Raw genomic sequence first — 20994 nt, 5'->3', positions numbered from 1 at the left:
GCCAGATATTCATTCTAGCGGAAATGCCTGTGCCGGCAGCCGGGCCTGGGGGCCAGTCGGGGTATACGGGGAGCGGCATAACGCTGAACGGGTGGCTCGCGGTTTCGTTTTCGTCCCTGAGCCGCAAAAAAAAGCCCGCCGGTGAAGGCGGGCTTTTCGAGGAGGAGGCGAGGCAGCTTACTGCGTGTGCTTGCCCGTTTCCACCTGTTGCATCGGCGCGCTGTCAACCGGCGACAACTGCTTGCGCTCACGCACTACGCGGGCCGGCTTGACGGTCTGCGCAGCGGTTTCCTGCGCGGCACGCAGCTTGTCGGCGTCGGTGTTCACCCAGACGAGACCGGCTTGTTCCAGCACCGGCTTCAGGGCTTCGGCCGAGACGCCGCTGTTACGCGGCGCTTGTGCGGCCTGAGGCGCCTGAGCTTGCACTTGCGGTGCGGCGGCGACAGGCGCCGACTCCGACCGCTCGATCGCCGCCGGTTCCGCTGCCGGTGCGGCGGCTGCCACGACGGGTTGCGGCTCGACGATTTCGACTTGCGGTGCGGGCTGAACAACCGGTGCTTCGGCTACGACAGCCGGAGCAGCGGGTTCGACCGGAGCGGGAGCGGCTTGTGCCGATTCGACCGATTCGACCGTTTCGACCGCAGCAGCAACTGCCGGGGCTTCGACGTGCGTGTGAGCCGGCGCTTCGACATGCGCGACCGGTTCAACCAGCGAAACCGTTTCGCTGGCAGCCGGAGCCGCTTGCGCTGCTTCGACCGGCACTGCCGCTGCTTGCGCAACCGGCGCTTCCACCACCGGCTCGACCGCAACCGGTGCTGCCGGTGCTTCCGCAGCCGGCACGACGGCTTCAGTCGTCACCGCTTTCTCGACGGCCAGAACCGGCGTTTCGGTCGCTGCGTGCAGTTCGGTGACCACGGCGGTTTCAGTCGCGACAGCTGCGACGACCACTTCCACCGGCTTCACTTCGCTCGCCTCGTTGACCTCAGCCTTGTGCTCGACCGGCTGATGCGCGGTGCGCACCGGGGCTTCGTCGTTCACATTGGTGCTGTCGCCTTCGGCTTCCGCTACATCCGCAGCCAGGTTGCCGTTCACGTCTTCTTCACGCTCACGACGGCCACCACGACGGCCACGACGGCGACGACGACGCTCTTCGCCTTCGCGCGCCACGGCTTCCTGATCGATCGGCATGCCGTTTTCGCCCAAAGCGGCCTGGTTTTGCGCCAGTTCTTCCGCCGTTTGCGTTTCGCCTTGCGTCAGCGCGTCCGCGGTTTCAGCTTGCGGCTTGCGACCGCCGCGCTCCGTACGCTCGCCACGTTCACGGCGCTCGCCGCGTTCCTGACGCTCACCACGCGGTGCGGCTTCGGCAGTTTCAGCGCGCTCGCCACGGTTGTCGCGATCGCGGTTCTCACGCGGCTCACGACCTTCACGCGGCTCGCGAGCCTCGCGTGGTTCACGGCCTTCGCGGCCTTCACGCGGCTCACGCGATTCACGAGCGCCACGCGGTTCGCGGCCTTCACGAGCCTCGCGCGGTTCACGACCTTCGCGTGCTTCACGCACCTCGCGGCCTTCACGCGGTTCGCGTTCCTCGCGACGTTGCGACGACGGCTGCTGGCCTTGACCCTGAGCTTGGCCCTGACGTGCGCCATTCGTACCTTCGGCACGTCCTGCTGCGTCACGGCCGCCTGCGCCGCCACGGCGATTGCGGTTGCGATCGCCGCCGCGTTCGCCGGTGCGCTCACCGCGCTCCGTGCGTTCGCCGCGTTGCGGACGGGTCTGCTTTTCCGTCGAGGCCGGTGCGACCGGTGCCGGAGCAGCCGGTTGCATGCCGAACAGATTCTTCAACCAGCCGATGAAACCACCGCTCGCCGGCGTAACCGCGACCGGAGCCGGGGTTGCCGTTGCGCGAACCGGTGCGCTCGGCGCCGGTTTTTCAGGCGTGATGCCCTTGACCGCCGCTTCCTGCTTCGGCTTCACTTCTTCAGCACGCTTGCTGTAGCCGGTTTCCGACTCCATTTCGCGGGCCGCTTCTTCGGCCATCTTCCACGAAGCGCGCGGTTCGTCCAGGCGGGCATCGTCGTGACGCAGACGCTCCAGCTTGTAGTGCGGCGTATCGAGATGCTTGTTCGGGATCAGAACGACATTGACCCTGAAACGCGATTCGATCTTGTTGATTTCGGCGCGCTTCTCGTTCAGCAGGAAGGCGGTCACTTCGACCGGCACCTGGCAATGGATCGCCGCGGTGTTTTCCTTCATCGCTTCTTCCTGAATGATCCGCAGCACTTGCAGCGCGGACGATTCGGTATCGCGAATGTGGCCCGTGCCGTTACAGCGCGGGCAGGTCACGTGGCTGCCTTCCGACAGCGCCGGACGCAGACGCTGACGCGACAGTTCCATCAGGCCGAAGCGCGAAATCTTGCCCATCTGGACGCGCGCACGGTCGTGCTTGAGCGCGTCTTTCAGGCGTTGTTCGACTTCGCGCTGACTCTTGGCCGATTCCATGTCGATGAAGTCGATCACGATCAGGCCACCCAGGTCGCGCAGACGCAACTGGCGGGCCACTTCGTCGGCGGCTTCGAGATTGGTTCGCGCGGCCGTTTCTTCGATGTCGGCGCCCTTGGTGGCGCGGGCCGAGTTCACGTCGATCGCGACCAGCGCTTCGGTGTGGTCGATCACGATTGCGCCGCCCGAGGGCAGCGGCACCGTGCGCGAGTAAGCCGTTTCGATCTGGTGTTCGATCTGGAAGCGCGAGAAGAGCGGCACGTCGTCGTGATACCGCTTCACCTTGCTGACATTGTCCGGCATCACGATGTCCATGAAGGCGCGGGCCTGGTCATGGATTTCGGTGGTGTCGATCAGAATTTCGCCGATATCCGGCTGGAAATAGTCGCGAATCGCGCGGATCACCAGGCTCGATTCGAGATAAATCAGCATCGGCTGACCGCTCGAACCGCTTTGCGACGCGGCTTCAATCGCGCGCCACAGTTGCATCAGGTAGTTCAGGTCCCACTGCAGCTCTTCGGCGCTGCGACCGATACCGGCCGTGCGCGCGATGATGCTCATGCCTTCCGGCAATTGCAGTTGCGCCATGGTTTCGCGCAGTTCCTGGCGGTCGTCGCCTTCGATCCGGCGCGACACGCCGCCGCCGCGCGGGTTGTTCGGCATCAGGACCAGATAACGGCCGGCGAGCGAGATGAACGTGGTGAGGGCTGCGCCCTTGTTGCCGCGCTCTTCTTTTTCGACCTGAACGATCAGTTCCTGACCTTCGCGCAGCGCGTCCTGGATGCGCGCGGAACGCATGTCGACGCCGTCACGGAAATACTGGCGGGCGACTTCCTTGAACGGCAGAAAACCGTGGCGGTCTTCGCCGTAGTTGACGAAACAGGCTTCGAGCGACGGCTCGATGCGAGTAATGATGCCTTTGTAAATATTGCCTTTGCGCTGTTCGCGCCCGGCGGTTTCGATGTCGATATCGATGAGTTTTTGCCCATCGACGATGGCGACGCGCAGTTCTTCCTGCTGCGTCGCGTTGAACAACATTCGTTTCATTGAACGGCTCCAGAGCGGCTTAGCCACCCCAACGCTCGCGCGGTTGTCAGTCGCGAAAGCGTTGCGGGCAAAGGCATGCCGCGCCTTATTGTGTTTTCACAAGCACGCTGGAGCGGGAAAAATGGCGGGAGAATTGCCTGGAAGGGCCCGGCCCATCAAAAAAGGGGCACGGTGCCGCAGGGCACATGCGAACACGGCTTCAAATAACGACCCGACACGCCGCGGGTTCTGCCAGCAGACCTTCATAAGCCTTCGTCCACTCGCGCCGGTGCGCCGGGTGGGCGCGTGACCGGAGGGTCGAAGGCTGCGGTCATGCCGCAGCGGGAAGTTCGCGCAGTCGGCGCGTCTTTTCCAGCTGGGGGTGTCTCGCCTCATTTTGACGTCGCCATGTCTTGCACTTTCTACAAGACGCCTCGGGCGCACGCCGTATTTTCGCAACCTGCAGCTTCGTACAGCAGGGCGTCTACCGCCCGATACCGAAGCTGAAAGTTAAATTCTTTTTTACCAAAATTCCGTTACCGTCGAAGCCGACCTTGACCGAACGCGCCTGTGGGCGCCGTCCCTGCCGGGCACTGACTTCGTGCGTGCAACTTGTTGCATCTCATTTTCAGGGTGAGCAACCAGACCCCGGCGCAAGTAAAATAACGGTTTCAAGCTTGCACCTGCGCAATCCGCCCGAACTCGGACACTGCGCCGGCCGCCGCAGACTGCTGGGCAAATTATATTCAGAATGAAAGAGTTAGGCAAAATATCCCAGAAATCGGTCGCAAGCGACCAGGTCTCGATGATCGAGATCGACGACAGCGCGGCCGGACAGCGCATCGACAACTTCCTGTTGCGCGTCTGTAAAGGCGTGCCAAAAAGCCATATTTATCGCATCCTGCGCAGCGGGGAAGTGCGTGTGAATAAGGGCCGGATAGACGCGCAGTACCGTCTCGAGCTTGGCGATCTGGTGCGCGTGCCGCCCATTCGCGTTGCTCAGCCGAACGAGGCGGCGGCTCACGCGCCGGTGCCGAGCGCGGACTTCAAGATCATTTTTGAAGACGAGCACATGCTCGTGATCGATAAACCGGCCGGCGTGGCGGTCCACGGCGGCAGCGGCGTGGCCTTCGGCGTGATCGAGCAGATGCGTTCGGCGCGGCCGCAAGCGAAATTCCTCGAACTGGTGCATCGCCTGGATCGCGAAACGTCCGGCATTCTGATGCTGGCCAAGAAGCGCACGGCGCTCGTCAACCTGCATGAGCAGATTCGCGAGAACAAGATGGATAAGCGCTACTATGCTTGCGTTCACGGTGAGTGGGCGAGCGATTGGGGCCGTCGCCGGGCGGTCAAGGAGCCGCTGCACAAGTATCTGACCGCGGACGGCGAGCGCCGCGTGCGCGTGCAGGCGGACGGCCTGGCGTCGCATACGGTGTTCAATCTGATCGACCGCTGGCTGGAGTACGCGCTGCTCGAGGCGGAACTCAAGACTGGCCGCACGCACCAGATTCGCGTCCATTTGCAGCATCTGGAACTGCCGATCGTCGGCGATGCCAAATACGGCGATTTCGCGCTGAACAAGGCGCTGGCGCGCGCCAACGCGAAGCCGGGCCTCAAGCGCATGTTCCTGCACGCCTACCGGCTGAAGCTTACGCACCCGGCAACCGGCGAGTCGATTCAGTTCGAGGCGCCGTTGCCGGCCGAGTGCCGCAGCTTCGTCGCGCAGCTCAACGAATTACGAAATGGGTCAAACCCGGAGACGACACCGCATGGCTAGAGAGCAATTTGATCTGATCGTCTTCGACTGGGACGGGACGTTGATGGATTCGACCGCGCACATCACGCGCAGCATCCAGTCCGCCTGCCGCGATCTCGGCCTGCCGGTTCCCGCCGACGAAGCCGCCAGCTACGTGATCGGCCTCGGCCTGCGCGACGCGCTGCAGATCGCCGCGCCCACGCTCGATCCGGCGGATTACCCGCGGCTCGCCGAGCGCTATCGCTTCCACTATCTGGTGAAGGATCAGACCACCGAGTTGTTCGTCGGCGTGCGCGAAATGTTGCAGGAGTTGCGCGATCAGGGTTATCTGCTGGCCGTGGCGACGGGCAAAAGCCGCGTCGGGCTGAACCGCGCGCTCGACCAGTCGCGCCTCACCAGCCTGTTCGACGGCACCCGCTGCGCCGACGAGACGTTCTCGAAGCCGCATCCGGCCATGCTGCATGAACTGACGCGCGAACTGGGGCAGGACCCGGCGCGGACAGTGATGGTGGGCGATACGACGCACGATCTGCAGATGGCGATCAACGCGGGCGTCGCCGGTATTGGTGTCACGTATGGCGCGCATCCTGCGGCTTCGTTGACTGCGCTGGAGCCGAAGTTCGTCGCATCGAGCGTGGGCGCGCTGTCCGGCTGGCTACGAGAGAACGCATGAGCACGGTCGGCACCGCAACGGACGCGGTGCGCATTTGCGCGTCCGAGGAACTGGTCGACGGCGGTATTGGCGTGCGACGTGCCGCCAGGCTGGGCGGTGGCGACGTCGTGGTGTTTTTTGTTCGCTATGATGGCCGGGCATACGGCTACCTGAACCGCTGCGCGCATGTGCCGATGGAACTCGACTGGGCCGAAGGGCAGTTCTTCGAATCGTCGGGTTTATACTTGATGTGCGCTACGCACGGCGCGATTTACGCGCCTGATACCGGCAAATGCATGGGTGGTCCGTGCCGCGGCGGCAGATTGCGCGCCGTCCAGGTGGACGAACGCGATACGCCGGAAGGCCGCACCGTATTCTGGCTGCCCGACGGCGAACTGCGTCCGGCCGCACCCTGACTTTCCTCTTCGACCTTTCCACTGCACCGCATGTCCGACAATTTGACTCCTGAGCCGAAGGAACCGTCCCTGACAGGCCGCCCCCGATCGCCTGCCGATGAACCCGGCTGGGAACGCGCGGCGCTCGAGCGCATCGCGCTGGCGGCGATCAACGAACAGCGCGCGGCGCGGCGCTGGAAAATCTTTTTCCGGTTCGTGTTTCTGATCGTGCTGCTGCTGGTGGTCTGGGGCGCGATCGATTTCTCCGGCGACAAGGTCGCGACCACCGGCCGTCATACGGCGATGGTGGCGCTTGACGGCGAAATCTCGGCTGATACCAACGCGAATGCCGAAGATATCAACACGGCGCTGGAAAGCGCGTTCGACGACGCCGGCACCGCGGGCGTGATTCTGCGCTGCAATAGCCCGGGCGGCAGCCCGGTGCAGGCGGGCATTATCTACAACGAGATCCGTCGGTTGCGCGCTAAATACCCGTCGATTCCGCTGTACGTGGTGGTCGGCGACATGTGTGCGTCGGGTGGCTATTACGCTGCCGCGGCCGCCGACAAGATTTATGTCGACAAGGCAAGCATCGTCGGTTCGATTGGCGTGCTGATGGACAGCTTTGGTTTCACGGGTCTGATGGATAAGCTGGGGATTCAGCGGCGCCTGCACACATCGGGTGAGAACAAGGGCTTTTTCGACCCGTTCTCACCGGAAACGCCGAAGATGGACGAACATGCGCAAGACATGCTCGATCAGATTCACGCGCAATTCATCGACGCCGTGCGCCAAGGGCGCGGCAAGCGCCTGCATGAAACGCCGGATATGTTCTCGGGTCTGTTCTGGACCGGGCAAAAAAGCGTGGAGCTAGGCTTGGCGGATGGTTTCGGCGACGCGGATTACGTCGCCCGCGATCTCTTCAAGGCGCCGGATATCGTCGACTACACGGTGAAAGAGAGCATTACGGACCGCGTTGCGCGCAAGTTCGGCGCGGCGGTGGGTAGTGGCGCGGTGCATGCCATGGCGCTTGGTGGGAAGATGAGCCTGCGCTGATCGGCCGTTTGCGATGCCCAGCGGTGCGATGTGATGTGAAAAGCCCCGCACGATCGAATGCTGATCGTGCGGGGTTTTTTTTGTGTGGTGGGTTTGCAGCGAGCGTTTGCCGCTTTATCGGTTGCGGATCAAACGGCCAGAATCAGAAAAATAGCCGGTCGCTTGTGCAAATCGAGCGCGGGCTTCTTCTTCCAGTCGGCCACGCTTCGACTGGCAATGGTTTCCGTCTCCAGCGTCAGATCGACCGCCACGCAAACCAGGGTGGACGGCGCGCAAGTCGCGAGTAACGTGTCCAGCAGGGCACGATTCCGATACGGCGTCTCGATAAAAATCTGCGTCTGCTTGCCCTTGCGCGACTGCTGTTCCAGCTCACGCAGACGTTTCGCCCGCTCAACGGCGTCGACCGGCAGATAGCCGTGAAACGCAAAACTCTGACCATTGAGCCCCGACGCCATCAGCGCCAGCAATATCGAACTGGGTCCGACAAACGGCACCACCTTGACGCCGCGCTCATGCGCGCGCCGCACCAGCAGTGCGCCGGGATCCGCGACCGCCGGGCAGCCGGCCTCGGAGACGAGACCCGCGTCGGTGCCGGCCAGCAGCGGCGCGAGCAGCTTGTCGATCTCGCCGGCCGGCGTGTTGACGTTCAGTTCGCGAATCTCGATGTCCTGGATCGGCCGTTCCGTGCCGACCTTCTTCAGGAAAGCGCGAGTCGTTTTCGCGTTTTCGCCGATGTAATACTGAAGCGCCGCCGCGCGAGCCCTGACGGGCGCGGGCAGGACGGCGTCGAGTGCGTCGGCGTCGCCTTCGCCCAGGGTGTTCGGAATCAGGTAGAGCGTGCCGCTCATTTATGCCCCCAGAAGTGGATAGCCCGCTGCGAGCAACATGCGCGACAGTGCAATTAATGGCAAGCCGACGAGCGCGGTAGGGTCGTCGGAGTGGATGGATTCGAGCAAGGCAATGCCGAGCCCTTCGGATTTGGCGCTGCCGGCGACGTCGTACGGCGTTTCGGCGCGCAGATACGCTTCCAGCGAAGCGTCCGGCAAGTCGCGGAATTGCACGCGGGTGATGACGTCGAGCGCTTGCGCCGCGCCCGAGCGGTTGTCGAACAGGCACAACGCGCTATGAAATAGCACTTCGCGGCCGCGCATCGCCTGTAATTGGGCGAGCGCCTTGTCGTGCGTGCCGGGCTTGCCGATCTGCAGGCCGTCGTAAGTGGCGACCTGGTCGGAGCCGATCACGAGCGCGGCTTCATTCGCGCCGAGCTTGTCGGCTACCGCGCGAGCCTTGGCTTCGGCGAGTCGCAGCGCGGTGACTTCGGGCGTTTCGCCGGCAAGCGGCGTCTCGTCGATGGCGGGCACGACGACGTCGAACGGCACGCGCAGGCGTTCGAGCAACTCGCGACGGTACGGCGAACTCGACGCCAGAATCAGGCGTGGCGGGCGATTGAGGGAATTTGACATGGTCAATCAACGGCTAGGGAGGCGGGGCGTACGGGGTTGCGCGAAATGTGCGCAGGTACGGGCTTAAGTGTTTGACTCGAAAAGACAAAACGGATATGATTTCCGGCTTTTCATCGGTATGCTTGCGCTGGGTGGGGCTGGGTGCGTACAACTTGTGTGTACGAATCTCCAGTGCTTACAGGCTGTTTGCGAACCGATTTACCCCGGCGAAATCCTTGCCGACGCAGGAGCGCACATGACTCAACATCCTGGCAACCCTGCTGGTCTGTCCGACCCGCACGATCTCGATCTGTTCGAATTTGCGCGGAGTGGGCGTCAGGCCGCGGGTGTCGTGCGCGTCTCGCAACTGCCGCGCATGTTAAACGAAGTCCCGGCAGAAGCGCCAGACCGCGACACCGCGTTCACCTGGCAAGCCGAAGGCACGACGCAGCCGGAATTGCAGGACGACGGCACCGAGGGTCCGCAGCCTTATCTGAGGTTGGCGATTCACGGCGCCGCATGGCTCGAATGTCAGCGGTGCATGACACCGTATTTGCAGGCATTCGACGTCGACGCAACTTATCGGATCGTCAACACTGAGGCGGAAGCCGAAGAGTTTCCGCTCGACGAGGATGAAGTCGAAGTGATCGTGGGTTCGCGCCAGTTCGATCTCATCGACTTGATCGAAGACGAGTTGCTGCTTTCGTTGCCGGTCGTGCCCAAGCACGAAGTCTGCCCCGAAGTGCACGAGAGCCTCGTCTCTGGTGTGGCCGGAGCAGAAGGCGAGGGCAACGAAGCCGAGTCGGACGAGGCTGGCGAGGGCGATGAGCCTGAGCGGCCCAATCCGTTCGCGGCGCTCGAAAGTCTCAAGCGCGGTGAGCCGGACGACAAGAAGCACTAAACAGTTGCGTGGTTGCGCGATGCGGGCGCATTGGCCATTCGGCCAGTGGCGGAGACCCGATCGGGCTGTGTTAGAATTCGGAAAATTTTTAGGAGTTAGTCATGGCAGTTCAGCAAAACAAGAAGTCGCCGTCGAAGCGCGGCATGCACCGTTCGCACGATTTCCTGACGGCAGCGCCGCTGGCCGTGGAACCGAGCACGGGCGAAGTGCATCTGCGTCACCACGTTAGCCCGAACGGCTACTATCGCGGCAAGAAAGTCGTCAAGACGAAGAACGACTAATCGTTCACTGCGTTGCGCCCTTCGGCGTTTCGCGTGGCGATCGGCTCGCTTGACATTTTCCCGGCTCGGCAAAAAGGCGGCATTCAACTGCCGCTTTTTTGCGTCGGTCGCACCTGGCGCTTTAGTGCTTTCTGCGATCCCATGCAGGGCGCCTGAAATTCGTCGCACTCCATGACAGTAAAGCTCACGATAGATTGCATGGGAGGCGACCACGGCCCGTCCGTGACCGTTCCCGCTGCCGTTAACTTCGTTCGTTCGCATCCCGACGCGCAACTGCTGCTCGTTGGCATTGAAGGTGCGATTCGTGCGCAGTTGAAGAAGTTGAAGGCACAAGACCTGCCGGCGCTGACCGTCGTCCCCGCTTCCGAAATCGTCGCCATGGACGATTCGGTTGAAGTCGCGCTGCGCAAGAAAAAAGATTCATCCATGCGCGTTGCGCTGAACCGCGTCAAGGAAGGCGAGGCGCAAGCCTGCGTTTCCGCCGGCAACACCGGCGCACTGATGGCGGTCTCGCGCTATGTGCTGAAAACGCTGTCGGGCATTGAACGCCCGGCCATCGCGTTTGCTCTGCCCAACCCCGACGGCTATACGACGATGCTCGACCTGGGCGCCAACGTCGACTGCGAACCGCAGCATCTGCTGCAGTTCGCGGAGATGGGGCACGCGCTCGTGTCGGCGCTCGAAGGCAAGGAGCGGCCTACCATCGGGCTGCTCAACATCGGCGAAGAAGTCATCAAGGGCAACGACACCATCAAGCGTGCCGGCGAACTGTTGCGCGCGAGTACACTCAACTTTCACGGTAACGTGGAAGGCAACGACATCTTCAAGGGCACGGTCGACGTGATCGTCTGCGATGGTTTCGTGGGTAACGTCGCGTTGAAGACGTCGGAAGGCCTCGCACAGATGCTCAACGACATCATCAAGGAAGAGTTCGGCCGTTCGTGGCTCACCAAGGTGATGGCAGTGCTCGCTTTGCCGGTATTGATGCGCTTCAAGAAGCGCGTGGATCACCGGCAGTACAACGGCGCCGCGCTGCTCGGCCTGCGTGGCCTTGTGATAAAAAGTCACGGGTCGGCTGACGCCTACGGGTTTGAGTGGGCTATCAAACGCGGGTATGATGCCGTCAAAAACGGCGTGCTGGAACGCCTTGCGCGAGCAATGGAAGAGAACGCGGGTTCTCTCGAACAGGCGGCGCGCGACGCGAGTGGTGCGGGTCACGCAAGCCCGATCGCAGGCCAGCCGGCCGAGCCCTACGCTGCGCAATCCTCGAAGGCATAATGGCTCAATCGACAATTTATTCCCGCGTGCTGGGCACCGGCAGCTACCTGCCGCCCGGGCGCGTCACCAATCAGGATCTGGCTGAACGTCTCGCCCGCCAAGGCGTCGAGACCAGCGACGAATGGATCGTCGCCCGTACGGGCATCCATGCGCGTCACTTCGCCGAGCCCGATGTGGCCACCAGCGACCTCGCGCTGATCGCCGCACAGCGCGCGATCGAAGCGGCGGACGTCGATCCGCAATCCATCGACCTGATCATCGTTGCCACTTCCACGCCTGACTTCGTGTTTCCGAGCACGGCGTGTCTGTTGCAGAACAAGCTCGGCATCAAGAACCACGGCGCGGCGTTCGACGTGCAGGCGGTCTGTTCCGGCTTCGCCTACGCGGTCGCCACGGCAGACAGCTTCATTCGCAGCGGCCAGCATCGCACGGCGCTGGTGATCGGCGCCGAGACCTTCTCGCGCATTCTCGATTTCAAGGACCGCACCACCTGCGTGCTGTTCGGCGACGGCGCCGGCGCGGTGATCCTGCAGGCGTCCGACGAACCGGGCGTGCTGGCTAGCGCCTTGCACGCCGACGGCAGCCATTCGAACATTCTCTGCACGCCGGGCAATGTGAACGGCGGCGTGATCGAAGGCAGCGCGTTTCTGCACATGGACGGCCAGGCGGTGTTCAAGCTCGCCGTCAACGTGCTCGAAAAGGTCGCGGTCGAGGCGCTCGCCAAGGCGAATCTGTCGGCCGAGCAGATCGATTGGCTGATTCCGCACCAGGCCAATATCCGCATCATGCAAAGCACTTGCCGCAAGCTCGGCTTGCCGCAGGAACGCATGGTCGTCACGGTGGGCGAGCACGGCAATACGTCGGCTGCGTCCATTCCGCTCGCATTCGACGTTGCGGTGCGCGACGGCCGCATCAAGCGCGGCCAGAACGTGCTGATCGAAGGCGTCGGCGGCGGCTTTACGTGGGGCGCGTCGGTCATTCGCTACTGATAGCGGCGACACGCCGGGGCGCCGCTAGTGGCGCCCGAGTGCGCCGGCGCGATATCGTTTGATGTCCGCGCCGCGCGCCACCCACATCTGACTCAATCGATTTTGGGGACGTTATGAAATTTGCGTTCGTTTTTCCTGGGCAGGGTTCGCAGACGGTCGGCATGCTCAACGCATTCGCCGATCACGCGATCGTGCGCGAGACGGTTCAGGAAGCCTCCGACGCGCTCAATCAGGACCTCGGCAAGCTGATCGCCGAAGGCCCGGTCGAAGATCTGAATCTCACCACCAATACCCAGCCGGTCATGCTGACCGCCGCATACGCGATTTATCGCGCGTGGCAGCAGGCGGGCGGCCCGCAGCCGGCGATCGTCGCCGGTCATAGCCTCGGCGAATATACGGCGCTGGTTGCTGCCGGCGCGCTCGCGTTCCGCGACGCCGTGCCGCTCGTGCGCTTCCGCGCGCAAGCCATGCAAACGGCGGTGCCGGTCGGCGAAGGCGGCATGGCCGCGATTCTCGGCCTCGACGACGACACGGTTCGCACAGTGTGCGCCGAAGCGTCGATTGCGGGTGTCGTGGAAGCGGTCAATTTCAACGCGCCGTCGCAAGTCGTGATCGCGGGCCACAAGGCGGCGGTCGAGAAGGCCTGCGAAGTCGCCAAGGCGAAGGGCGCCAAGCGTGCGTTGCCGCTGCCGGTGTCGGCGCCGTTCCACTCGTCGCTGCTCAAGCCGGCTTCGGACCAACTGCGCGAGTATCTGGCCAGCGTCAACGTGCTGGTGCCGGCGATTCCGGTCATCAATAACGTCGACGTCGCCATCGTCAACGAGCCGGCTCAGATCAAAGATGCGCTGGTGCGCCAGGCGGCTGGTGCGGTGCGCTGGGTCGAAAGCGTACAGGCGATCGCGGCTCAGGGCGTCACGCATGTGATCGAATGCGGTCCTGGCAAGGTCCTTGCGGGTTTGACCAAGCGTATTGACGGCAATCTGATCGGCGCTTCGGTGTTCGATCCGGCTTCGCTCGAAGAAACGCTCAAGCTCGTGACGGCAGGCTGAACGCCGCTTCGCAAGTTGCCCGGCAACGGGCGCCGAAGCGCGGCATCAGGACGCTGCATCAGCAATCAATCAGCCCTCCGAAGGGCATTCGGACTGACAGATGGAAAAGACTCTCGACAAGCAGATCGCAATCGTGACGGGCGCATCGCGCGGCATCGGCCGTGCGATCGCGATGGAACTGGCGCGCCAGGGCGCGACGGTCATCGGCACGGCGACCAGCGAAAGCGGCGCGGCCGCGATCACGGAAGCGTTTAACGCGGCCGGCGTGAACGGTCGTGGCGCGGTGCTCAACGTCAATGACGCGGCCGCGGCCGAAGCGCTGATCGACGGCACGGTGAAGGAGTTCGGCGCGCTGCACGTGCTGGTGAACAACGCCGGCATCACGCAGGACCAGCTGGCCATGCGTATGAAGGACGACGATTGGGACGCGGTGGTCGACACGAACCTCAAGTCGGTCTTCCGTTTGTCGCGCGCGGTGCTGCGCCCCATGATGAAGGCGCGAGGTGGCCGCATCATCAACATCACGTCGGTGGTCGGCTCGGCCGGCAACGCGGGGCAGGTCAACTACGCGGCCGCGAAAGCGGGCGTGGCGGGCATGACGCGCGCGCTGGCACGCGAGATCGGCAGCCGCGGCATCACCGTGAATTGCGTCGCGCCGGGCTTCATCGATACCGACATGACCAAGACCCTGCCGGAAGAGCAGCAAACGGCGCTGAAGGCGCAAATTCCGCTCGGCCGTCTGGGCAGCCCGGAAGATATCGCGCACGCTGTCGTGTTCCTGGCATCGCCCCAAGCGGGCTATATCACCGGCACGACTTTGCATGTGAACGGCGGAATGTACATGTCGTAACCAAATTCGGTTACTATCCGCGCCTTGATGCGTTTGCAAAAGCGTAAGGCGCATGCCTTGACAGCAACCCGATGCGCCGCTTTTTTGCCGGGTCAAACCTGATAAAATGCGCGCACCTGTATTTTTGAACTTCTTTTCCCTTGGAGGGGTAATGGACAATATCGAACAGCGCGTCAAGAAGATCGTCGCAGAACAACTGGGCGTTGCAGAAGCTGAGATCAAGAACGAAGCTTCGTTCGTGAACGACCTCGGCGCCGACTCGCTCGACACTGTTGAACTCGTGATGGCCCTCGAAGACGAATTCGGCATGGAAATTCCGGATGAAGAAGCCGAGAAGATCACTACCGTTCAGCAAGCGATCGACTACGCTCGCGCGAACGTCAAGGCCTAAGGTCATTCGCGCCTGCGTTTCTGCGTTGGTGGCGTATGACGCCCTGCCGTGTCGGTTGCCGACGCCAGCAGGGTTGGCGCTTTTTGCCGTGCAGGAGCCAGCGATGTTGACAGCGCAACTTTTCGCGCGATTGGCGACTTTCAAGAAAACACCGGGCCGCCCCAAGTTTTCTTGCGTTCCCTTCGGGGGGCTGGTGCGAAGCACCAGATTCGGGGGCGGTTAACAGCCACAGGGCATACAGGGCACGTTCCTGTGGCCGCTGTGGCTTTTGCTTTTGTCATCTATGAAAAAGGGGTTACCGTGAGCCGCCGTCGTGTTGTTGTTACAGGCCTGGGGCTGATTTCGCCTGTTGGCAATAATGTTGCCGACGGCTGGGCCAATCTGGTCGCCGGCAAGTCGGGTATTGCCAATATCACGAAGTTCGATGCGTCGAACTTCTCGACTCGTTTCGCCGGCGAGGTGAAGGGCTTCAATATCGAGGACTACATCCCCGGTAAGGAGGCGCGCCATATGGATACGTTTATCCATTACGGCGTGGCTGCAGGCATCCAGGCGATGCAGGACAGCGGCCTCGAAGTGACCGACGAGAATTCGGAGCGTATCGGTGTGGTGGTCGGTTCGGGCATTGGCGGTCTGCCGATGATCGAAGCTACGCAAACGGAATACGCGAATCGCGGCCCGCGCCGCATTTCGCCGTTTTTCGTGCCGGCGTCGATCATCAACATGATCTCCGGCCATCTGTCGATCAAGTTCGGCATCAAGGGTCCGAATCTGGCGATCGTCACCGCATGTACCACGGGTCTGCACTGTATCGGCGAGGCTTCGCGCCTGATCGAATACGGTGACGCCGACGTGATGATCGCGGGCGGTGCGGAATCCACCGTGTCGCCGCTGGGTATCGGCGGCTTTGCGGCGGCGCGCGCGCTGTCGCAACGCAATGACGATCCGGCAACGGCGAGCCGTCCGTGGGACAAGGATCGCGATGGTTTCGTGCTGGGTGAGGGCGCCGGCGTGATGGTGCTCGAAGAGTACGAACATGCGAAGGCGCGCGGCGCGAAGATTTACGCCGAAGTCAGCGGCTATGGGATGAGCGGCGACGCCTATCACATGACCGCACCGCTGGAAGACGGCGACGGCGCACGCCGCTGCATGCTGGCTGCGTTGAAGAACGCGGGCATCAATGCCGATCAGGTGAATTACCTGAACGCGCACGGCACCTCCACGCCGCTCGGCGACCTGGCTGAAACCACCGGCATCAAGCGCGCTTTCGGCGATCACGCCAAAGACATGGTCGTGAACTCGACCAAGTCGATGACGGGTCACCTGTTGGGCGGCGCCGGCGGTCTGGAGTCGGTGTTCACCGTGCTGGCCGTGCACCATCAGGTGTCGCCGCCGACGATCAACATCTTCAATCAGGACCCGGCCTGCGATCTGGACTACTGCGCCAACACCGCGCGGGAGATGAAGATCGACGTCGCGCTGAAGAACTCGTTCGGGTTCGGCGGCACGAACGGCACGCTGGTTTTCAAGCGCGCGTGATCGTCTGATCGTTTGGTGATACGCCAGTCGACACCGCCGGTTCGTCCGGCGGTTTCCCCCGAATCGGCTACGCCTGACGGAGCGCCGCAACGGATTACGTTGCGGCGTTCTTTTGTTATGCGCGCTGCGTTGGGGGTGTTCATCCTGACTGCGACGTGGGCTGTTCATGCGTGCGCCGCCTCGCATCTTGGCGCAGCGACGGCCATGCCGTTGACGCTCGCGGTGTGCGTGCTGCTCATGCTTGGCGCAATCAGACATGAGTGGGCGCAGCCCGTCGCGCTGAAAATCGGGCCGTGTGGGCTATCCGTCTGGGATCGCAGCGGGAGTGCGTCCGCGCAGAGGCGCATTGCCGGCTGTGCGCATTGGAGCGATCGCCTACTTATTCTGGTGCTCGTCCCGGAGCCGGGGCGCGAAGCCACGTTACTGCTTGGCGCCGACGCGCTTCCACGTCCCGTTTTCCGCAAACTGGCGGTGTTGGGCCGGCGTGCCGCGGGCGCGTGACTGTAACGACTGTAACCGCTGTTACCGGAGTAACGTCTCATTGTTGATGGGGACGCTACAATGGTCCCCCGCCATGCGCCCTAAAGTTAACGGATTTATCAGGTGAGCGAAAAAGAAATTGATCAGGTGCTGGTCGAGCGCGTCCAGAAGGGCGACAAGGCCGCGTTCGAGCTTCTGGTCACCAAATACCACCGCAAGATTCTCCGGCTGATCTCGCGCCTCGTGCGGGACCCCGCCGAAGTGGAAGACGTTGCCCAGGACGCCTTTATCAAGGCGTATCGGGCATTGCCGCAGTTTCGTGGCGATTCGGCCTTTTATACGTGGTTGTACCGGATTGCGGTCAACACGGCAAAGAACTACCTTGCGACCCAAGGGCGGCGCGCGCCGACATCGACCGAAGCAGATGCTGAAGAAGCTGAAACTTTCTCGGACGCGGACCAACTAAGGGATATCAACACGCCTGAGTCGATGTTGATGAGCAAGCAGATCGCTGAGACGGTCAATGCTGCGATGGCGGTTTTGCCGGAAGAGTTGCGCACCGCCATTACTCTTCGTGAAATTGAAGGTTTGAGTTACGAGGAAATCGCTGAGATGATGGGTTGCCCAATTGGCACAGTCAGATCACGAATTTTCCGCGCTCGCGAAGCCATTGCGGCAAAATTGCGTCCGTTGCTTGACACACCTGAAGGCAAGCGCTGGTAAACACCAGCCGGGCCGTACGGGGCACGGGTGCAATATCTGGATTAGTGGTGTCACTACGGGGTATTTGTAAGATGGGGAGCATCATGGGGTCGGTCTCGGTGCAATCGCAAGTCAGCTCGCGCGGCGAGCGTGTTTCCGCTTTTGTCGACGGTGAGTTGTTCGGCGAAGAGCATCTGAATCTGAACGCGTTTCTTTCCGGGCTAAATAGCGAGGATCGCACCGCGTGGTCGAGCTATCACCTGATCGGCGACGCATTGCGTTCCGACGATCTGGCGGTCAGCCCGGCGACGAGCAGCGCGTTCCTCAGCGGTTTCGCCGCGCGTCTCGAGAGCGAGCCGCACGTGCTCGCGCCCGCGGCCATGCCGGTTGCGCGCCGTTTGCTGGCGCTGCGCCGCCGTGTGGTGCCGGCCTTCGCGGTGGCGGCCGCCGCCGCTACGTTGACTTGGATCGTCGTGCCCCAACTGCAAGGCGTGCCGGGCGGCTCGGGCGCGGGGCAGTTCGCGTCGGTCCAGTCACATGGCGACTCGCTGCAACGCGTGGCCATGGCTTCGGTGCCGGCCGCGACGGTTCAGCCGGTCGCGCAAGACGCCAATATCATCCGCGACGCCAGTCTCGACCAGTATCTGGAAGCTCACCAGCAATTCGCGCAACAACCGGTCATGCCGGGCTCGATGCCGCTGATTCGCGCTGCCGCAGTTTCTACGCAAGGCCAATAGTTTGATGCAGACTCCGCGGTTGAATAAAACGACTATCTGGGGGCGGCTGCCGGCATTTCTGTTCTGCGCAGCCGTATTGTTGTCCGCTACACCGCGGGTTTTTGCACAAACCGACGATCCGCTCGTCGCCCGTCGCACGGCCGCGGATCTGCTCGATCGCATCCATCAGGCCGCCCAGCAGCAAAACTACGAGGGCGCGTTCGTCTATCAGCGCGGCAATTTCGTGCAGACGTCGCGGATCGCGCATTACGCGACCCGCAATGACGGCGAATTCGAGCAGCTCGAAAGCCTCGACGGCAAGCCGCGCAAAATGCTGCGCCATAACGAAGATCTCTACACGTTCGTGCCGGAGCGGCATCTGTGTGTGGTCGAAAAGCGTCAGAACAAAGACTCGTTCCCGGCGCTGCTGGCAGTCAGCGGCGAACAGGTGCTGACGGTTTATGAGCCGAAGCTGCTGGGCGACGATCGCGTCGCGGGCGTCGATAGTCAGGTGATCGAGCTCGATCCGAAAGACGCCTATCGCTTTGCGTACAAGCTGTGGGCCGACAAGAAAACCGGCCTGTTGCTGCGCGCGCAGACCCTCGATCCGAGCGGTCAGGTGCTCGAGCAACTGTCGTTCTCGCAGATTCGCATCGGCGTGCCGTTGGATAAGGCCGGGATTGTCAACGGCATTCGTAATCTGGCGGGGTGGACCGTGGTGCGTCCGCCGGTCGAGCCGGTCGACATGGCCGCGCAAGGCTGGCAGATCACGCCGCCCGTGCCGGGCTTCCGCAAGATTCGTGAATTGCGCCGCCCCATGGCCGCGCGCGACGCGGGCCAGCCGACCATTCCGGTGGATCAGGCGGTGTTCTCCGACGGCCTCGCGGCCATTTCGGTGTTCGTCGAGCCGGTCGAGAACAACACGCGCAAGGAAGGCGCGGGCAGTAGCGGCGCCACCCATGTACTGGTGAAGCGCCGTGGCGACTTCTGGATTACTCTGCTTGGTGAAGTGCCCCAGACCACATTGCAGCAATTTGCGTCTGCCATAGAATACAAAGCTCCGAAGTAATCCTCCGAATCCTGAATCCCTCGGCTTGCTACGATATGACGACTTTCTCGGTGCGCAAATTCCTCGCGGCCGCGGTTGTAGCGGCGTGTTTGCCGCTCATGCCGCACACGGCGTCGGCGGCTCCTGCCGCGGCCAATCTGCCCGACTTCACTGATCTCGTCGACAAGGTCGGCCCGGCGGTCGTCAACATTCGCACGACCACGCGCGTGTCCAATAGCGGCAGCGCCCGCGGCGGTTTGCCGCCGGGTATGGACGACGGCGATATGTCGGAGTTCTTCCGCCGCTTTTTCGGCATTCCGCTGCCGCAGTCGCCACAATCGCCGGGTTCGCCGCGCGGTGGCGACAACGGTGGCAGCGGCGGCAGTGGCGGTAGCCAGGACACGCCGGATAACAGTGATCCGGAACAGAACAGCGGCGTCGGCTCGGGCTTTATCCTGTCGGCGGACGGCTATGTGATGACCAACGCGCACGTCGTCGACGACGCGGACACCATCTACGTCACGCTCACCGACAAGCGCGAATTCAAAGCCAAGCTGATCGGCGTGGACGATCGGACCGACGTCGCCGTCGTCAAGATCAGCGCCGCCAATTTGCCGACCATCACGATCGGCGATTCGAACAAGGTCCGCGTCGGCGAGTGGGTCGTCGCGATCGGTTCGCCGTTCGGTCTCGAGAATACGGTGACGGCCGGTATCGTCAGCGCCAAGGGACGCGATACGGGCGACTATCTGCCGTTCATCCAGACCGACGTGGCCGTCAATCCGGGCAATTCGGGCGGTCCGCTGATCAACATGCAAGGCGAAGTGATCGGCATCAACTCGCAGATCTACAGCCGCACCGGCGGTTTCATGGGCATTTCGTTCGCGATTCCGATCGACGAGGCGATGCGCGTGGCCGACCAGTTGAAGACGTCAGGCAAAGTGGTGCGCGGCCGGATCGCGGTGGCGATCGGCGAAGTGACCAAAGACGTCGCCGACTCGCTCGGACTGCCGAAGGCGCAAGGCGCGCTGGTCAGCAGCGTCGAGCCGGGCGGCCCGGCGGACAAGGCCGGCGTGCAGCCGGGCGACATCATCCTGAAGTTCAACGGCCATTCGGTGGATACGGCTACGGATCTGCCGCGCATGGTCGGCGACACCAAGCCGGGCACTAAATCCACGATCACGATCTGGCGCAAGGGTCAGACGCGCGACCTGCCGGTCACGATCGCCGAGATGCAGCCGGACAAGACCACCAAGGCGGATGAGAAGAAGCCGCAGCCGCCGAAGCAGCGCGCGACCAACGTGCTGGGTCTGGCCGTCAGCGATATCCCGGCCGACCAGTTGAAGTCGCTGAAGCTGCACAACGGCGTGCAGGTCGATGCGGCTGACGGTCCGGCCGCGCGCGTCGGCCTGCAGAAGGGCGACATCATTCTGCGGGTGGGCGATACGGACATCACGAGCGCGAAGCAGTTCGACGATCTGAGCGCGCACCTCGATCCGTCGAAGATGGTCGCGCTGCTGGTTCGTCGCGGCGAGAACACGCAGTTCGTGCCGGTCCGTCCGCGCAGCAGCGCCCAGAAATGACGAAGGCGGCACCACTCACGCTCTATGGGCGCGCGTGGTGCCACCTGTGCGACGATATGCGCGCCGCGCTCGAGCCGTTGCTAGCTGAGTTCGGGGCGCAGGTAGCAGTGGTCGATGTCGATAGCGATCCGGTGCTGGAAGCGCGTTACAACGAACTGGTGCCGGTTCTGCTCTGCGATGGCGTCGAACTGTGCCACTATCACCTCGACGTCACACGGGTTCGCGAGGCGCTGGCTGCACGGATCACACGCACGCCAGCGACGCCCTGAGTTCGCTCGGGGCTTCAAACAGGGCGCCAACGGGCGCCATTCACACCAGGTTTCACGTCTCTCTCAAGCCGTCTTTTCCGCCCGGACTTCGC

General features: G+C 62.8%; 20 protein-coding genes. 17 read left to right on the top strand and 3 right to left on the bottom strand.

Annotated elements, in window-relative coordinates; all coding sequences use genetic code 11:
* Nucleotides 1-177 precede the first annotated feature (177 nt).
* Nucleotides 178-3546 (bottom strand): Rne/Rng family ribonuclease, encoded by a 3369-nt coding sequence (locus tag FA94_RS05020; RefSeq protein WP_035547387.1) that lies wholly within the window; start codon nucleotides 3544-3546, stop codon nucleotides 178-180.
* A gap of 730 nt (nucleotides 3547-4276) precedes the next feature.
* Here FA94_RS05020 and FA94_RS05015 point away from each other — a divergent pair.
* Genes FA94_RS05015 through FA94_RS05000 form a run of 4 tightly spaced genes read left to right on the top strand, consistent with a single transcriptional unit; the run spans nucleotide 4277 to nucleotide 7384 of the window.
* Nucleotides 4277-5302, top strand: a complete 1026-nt coding sequence (locus FA94_RS05015) for an RluA family pseudouridine synthase (protein WP_035547385.1) — start codon at nucleotides 4277-4279, stop codon at nucleotides 5300-5302.
* The gene (locus FA94_RS05010) at nucleotides 5295-5954 is read left to right on the top strand and encodes an HAD-IIIA family hydrolase (RefSeq protein ID WP_035547382.1); all 660 of its coding nucleotides are present in this window, start codon (nucleotides 5295-5297) and stop codon (nucleotides 5952-5954) included. The genes FA94_RS05015 and FA94_RS05010 overlap by 8 nt, the downstream gene beginning before the upstream one ends.
* Entirely contained in the window at nucleotides 5951-6349 is a 399-nt protein-coding gene (locus tag FA94_RS05005) for a Rieske (2Fe-2S) protein (RefSeq protein WP_035547380.1), read from the top strand. Before FA94_RS05010 ends, FA94_RS05005 begins: the two co-directional genes overlap by 4 nt.
* A 30-nt stretch (nucleotides 6350-6379) precedes the next feature.
* Nucleotides 6380-7384, top strand: coding sequence for a S49 family peptidase (locus FA94_RS05000; RefSeq protein WP_035547378.1), 1005 nt, complete (start codon nucleotides 6380-6382; stop codon nucleotides 7382-7384).
* A 128-nt stretch (nucleotides 7385-7512) separates the two neighbouring features.
* On the opposite strand, the gene FA94_RS04995 is transcribed toward FA94_RS05000, so the two are convergent.
* Both FA94_RS04995 and FA94_RS04990 read right to left on the bottom strand, forming a co-directional pair.
* Nucleotides 7513-8232, bottom strand: a complete 720-nt coding sequence (locus FA94_RS04995) for an SAM-dependent methyltransferase (RefSeq protein WP_035547374.1) — start codon at nucleotides 8230-8232, stop codon at nucleotides 7513-7515.
* On the bottom strand, nucleotides 8233-8847 hold the full coding sequence (locus FA94_RS04990; RefSeq protein ID WP_035547372.1) for a Maf-like protein: 615 nt from the start codon (nucleotides 8845-8847) through the stop codon (nucleotides 8233-8235). It lies immediately after the preceding gene.
* Nucleotides 8848-9082: 235 nt separating this feature from the next.
* On the opposite strand from FA94_RS04990, the gene FA94_RS04985 reads away from it, so the two are divergent.
* The 13 genes from FA94_RS04985 to FA94_RS04920 all read left to right on the top strand — a co-directional run bounded on the left by FA94_RS04985 (nucleotide 9083) and on the right by FA94_RS04920 (nucleotide 20902).
* Entirely contained in the window at nucleotides 9083-9727 is a 645-nt protein-coding gene (locus tag FA94_RS04985; RefSeq protein ID WP_035547369.1) for a DUF177 domain-containing protein, read from the top strand.
* Nucleotides 9728-9828: 101 nt separating this feature from the next.
* Nucleotides 9829-10008 (top strand): 50S ribosomal protein L32, encoded by a 180-nt coding sequence (rpmF, locus tag FA94_RS04980; RefSeq protein ID WP_006051932.1) that lies wholly within the window; start codon nucleotides 9829-9831, stop codon nucleotides 10006-10008.
* Between the two features lie 171 nt (nucleotides 10009-10179).
* Nucleotides 10180-11286: a phosphate acyltransferase PlsX gene (plsX, locus tag FA94_RS04975; RefSeq protein WP_035547365.1), complete on the top strand. Its 1107-nt coding sequence runs from the start codon at nucleotides 10180-10182 to the stop codon at nucleotides 11284-11286.
* On the top strand, nucleotides 11286-12275 hold the full coding sequence (locus tag FA94_RS04970; protein WP_035547362.1) for a beta-ketoacyl-ACP synthase III: 990 nt from the start codon (nucleotides 11286-11288) through the stop codon (nucleotides 12273-12275). The genes plsX and FA94_RS04970 overlap by 1 nt, the downstream gene beginning before the upstream one ends.
* A 113-nt stretch (nucleotides 12276-12388) precedes the next feature.
* On the top strand, nucleotides 12389-13324 hold the full coding sequence (gene fabD, locus FA94_RS04965; protein ID WP_035547359.1) for an ACP S-malonyltransferase: 936 nt from the start codon (nucleotides 12389-12391) through the stop codon (nucleotides 13322-13324).
* Nucleotides 13325-13424: 100 nt separating this feature from the next.
* Nucleotides 13425-14174, top strand: a complete 750-nt coding sequence (gene fabG / locus FA94_RS04960; RefSeq protein WP_035547357.1) for a 3-oxoacyl-ACP reductase FabG — start codon at nucleotides 13425-13427, stop codon at nucleotides 14172-14174.
* Nucleotides 14175-14325: 151 nt separating this feature from the next.
* On the top strand, nucleotides 14326-14565 hold the full coding sequence (acpP, locus tag FA94_RS04955) for an acyl carrier protein (protein WP_004197638.1): 240 nt from the start codon (nucleotides 14326-14328) through the stop codon (nucleotides 14563-14565).
* A 300-nt stretch (nucleotides 14566-14865) separates the two neighbouring features.
* The gene (fabF, locus tag FA94_RS04950) at nucleotides 14866-16104 is read left to right on the top strand and encodes a beta-ketoacyl-ACP synthase II (RefSeq protein ID WP_035547354.1); all 1239 of its coding nucleotides are present in this window, start codon (nucleotides 14866-14868) and stop codon (nucleotides 16102-16104) included.
* A gap of 603 nt (nucleotides 16105-16707) precedes the next feature.
* On the top strand, nucleotides 16708-17307 hold the full coding sequence (gene rpoE / locus FA94_RS04940; RefSeq protein ID WP_035547347.1) for an RNA polymerase sigma factor RpoE: 600 nt from the start codon (nucleotides 16708-16710) through the stop codon (nucleotides 17305-17307).
* Nucleotides 17308-17390: 83 nt separating this feature from the next.
* The gene (locus tag FA94_RS04935) at nucleotides 17391-18023 is read left to right on the top strand and encodes a sigma-E factor negative regulatory protein (RefSeq protein ID WP_035549336.1); all 633 of its coding nucleotides are present in this window, start codon (nucleotides 17391-17393) and stop codon (nucleotides 18021-18023) included.
* A 4-nt stretch (nucleotides 18024-18027) separates the two neighbouring features.
* Nucleotides 18028-19071, top strand: coding sequence for a MucB/RseB C-terminal domain-containing protein (locus tag FA94_RS04930; RefSeq protein ID WP_035549333.1), 1044 nt, complete (start codon nucleotides 18028-18030; stop codon nucleotides 19069-19071).
* Nucleotides 19072-19106: 35 nt separating this feature from the next.
* Nucleotides 19107-20633, top strand: coding sequence for a DegQ family serine endoprotease (locus tag FA94_RS04925; protein WP_035547345.1), 1527 nt, complete (start codon nucleotides 19107-19109; stop codon nucleotides 20631-20633).
* Nucleotides 20630-20902 carry a glutaredoxin family protein gene (locus FA94_RS04920; protein ID WP_035547342.1) on the top strand — a complete coding sequence of 91 codons (273 nt, stop codon included), beginning with the start codon at nucleotides 20630-20632 and terminating at the stop codon, nucleotides 20900-20902. Before FA94_RS04925 ends, FA94_RS04920 begins: the two co-directional genes overlap by 4 nt.
* Nucleotides 20903-20994: the final 92 nt, after the last annotated feature.

Source organism: Burkholderia sp. 9120 (assembly GCF_000745015.1).
GTDB lineage: Bacteria > Pseudomonadota > Gammaproteobacteria > Burkholderiales > Burkholderiaceae > Paraburkholderia.
This window is presented reverse-complemented; position numbering and strand designations above follow the sequence as displayed.

Bases quoted from the DNA above. Each gene is read 5' to 3' on its own strand.
- FA94_RS05020 (WP_035547387.1), bottom strand. From the start codon at position 3,546: ATGAAACGAATGTTGTTCAACGCGACGCAGCAGGAAGAACTGCGCGTC.
- FA94_RS05015 (WP_035547385.1), top strand. From the start codon at position 4,277: ATGAAAGAGTTAGGCAAAATATCCCAGAAATCGGTCGCAAGCGACCAG.
- FA94_RS05010 (WP_035547382.1), top strand. From the start codon at position 5,295: ATGGCTAGAGAGCAATTTGATCTGATCGTCTTCGACTGGGACGGGACG.
- FA94_RS05005 (WP_035547380.1), top strand. From the start codon at position 5,951: ATGAGCACGGTCGGCACCGCAACGGACGCGGTGCGCATTTGCGCGTCC.
- FA94_RS05000 (WP_035547378.1), top strand. From the start codon at position 6,380: ATGTCCGACAATTTGACTCCTGAGCCGAAGGAACCGTCCCTGACAGGC.
- FA94_RS04995 (WP_035547374.1), bottom strand. From the start codon at position 8,232: ATGAGCGGCACGCTCTACCTGATTCCGAACACCCTGGGCGAAGGCGAC.
- FA94_RS04990 (WP_035547372.1), bottom strand. From the start codon at position 8,847: ATGTCAAATTCCCTCAATCGCCCGCCACGCCTGATTCTGGCGTCGAGT.
- FA94_RS04985 (WP_035547369.1), top strand. From the start codon at position 9,083: ATGACTCAACATCCTGGCAACCCTGCTGGTCTGTCCGACCCGCACGAT.
- rpmF (WP_006051932.1), top strand. From the start codon at position 9,829: ATGGCAGTTCAGCAAAACAAGAAGTCGCCGTCGAAGCGCGGCATGCAC.
- plsX (WP_035547365.1), top strand. From the start codon at position 10,180: ATGACAGTAAAGCTCACGATAGATTGCATGGGAGGCGACCACGGCCCG.
- FA94_RS04970 (WP_035547362.1), top strand. From the start codon at position 11,286: ATGGCTCAATCGACAATTTATTCCCGCGTGCTGGGCACCGGCAGCTAC.
- fabD (WP_035547359.1), top strand. From the start codon at position 12,389: ATGAAATTTGCGTTCGTTTTTCCTGGGCAGGGTTCGCAGACGGTCGGC.
- fabG (WP_035547357.1), top strand. From the start codon at position 13,425: ATGGAAAAGACTCTCGACAAGCAGATCGCAATCGTGACGGGCGCATCG.
- acpP (WP_004197638.1), top strand. From the start codon at position 14,326: ATGGACAATATCGAACAGCGCGTCAAGAAGATCGTCGCAGAACAACTG.
- FA94_RS04935 (WP_035549336.1), top strand. From the start codon at position 17,391: ATGGGGTCGGTCTCGGTGCAATCGCAAGTCAGCTCGCGCGGCGAGCGT.
- FA94_RS04930 (WP_035549333.1), top strand. From the start codon at position 18,028: ATGCAGACTCCGCGGTTGAATAAAACGACTATCTGGGGGCGGCTGCCG.
- FA94_RS04925 (WP_035547345.1), top strand. From the start codon at position 19,107: ATGACGACTTTCTCGGTGCGCAAATTCCTCGCGGCCGCGGTTGTAGCG.
- FA94_RS04920 (WP_035547342.1), top strand. From the start codon at position 20,630: ATGACGAAGGCGGCACCACTCACGCTCTATGGGCGCGCGTGGTGCCAC.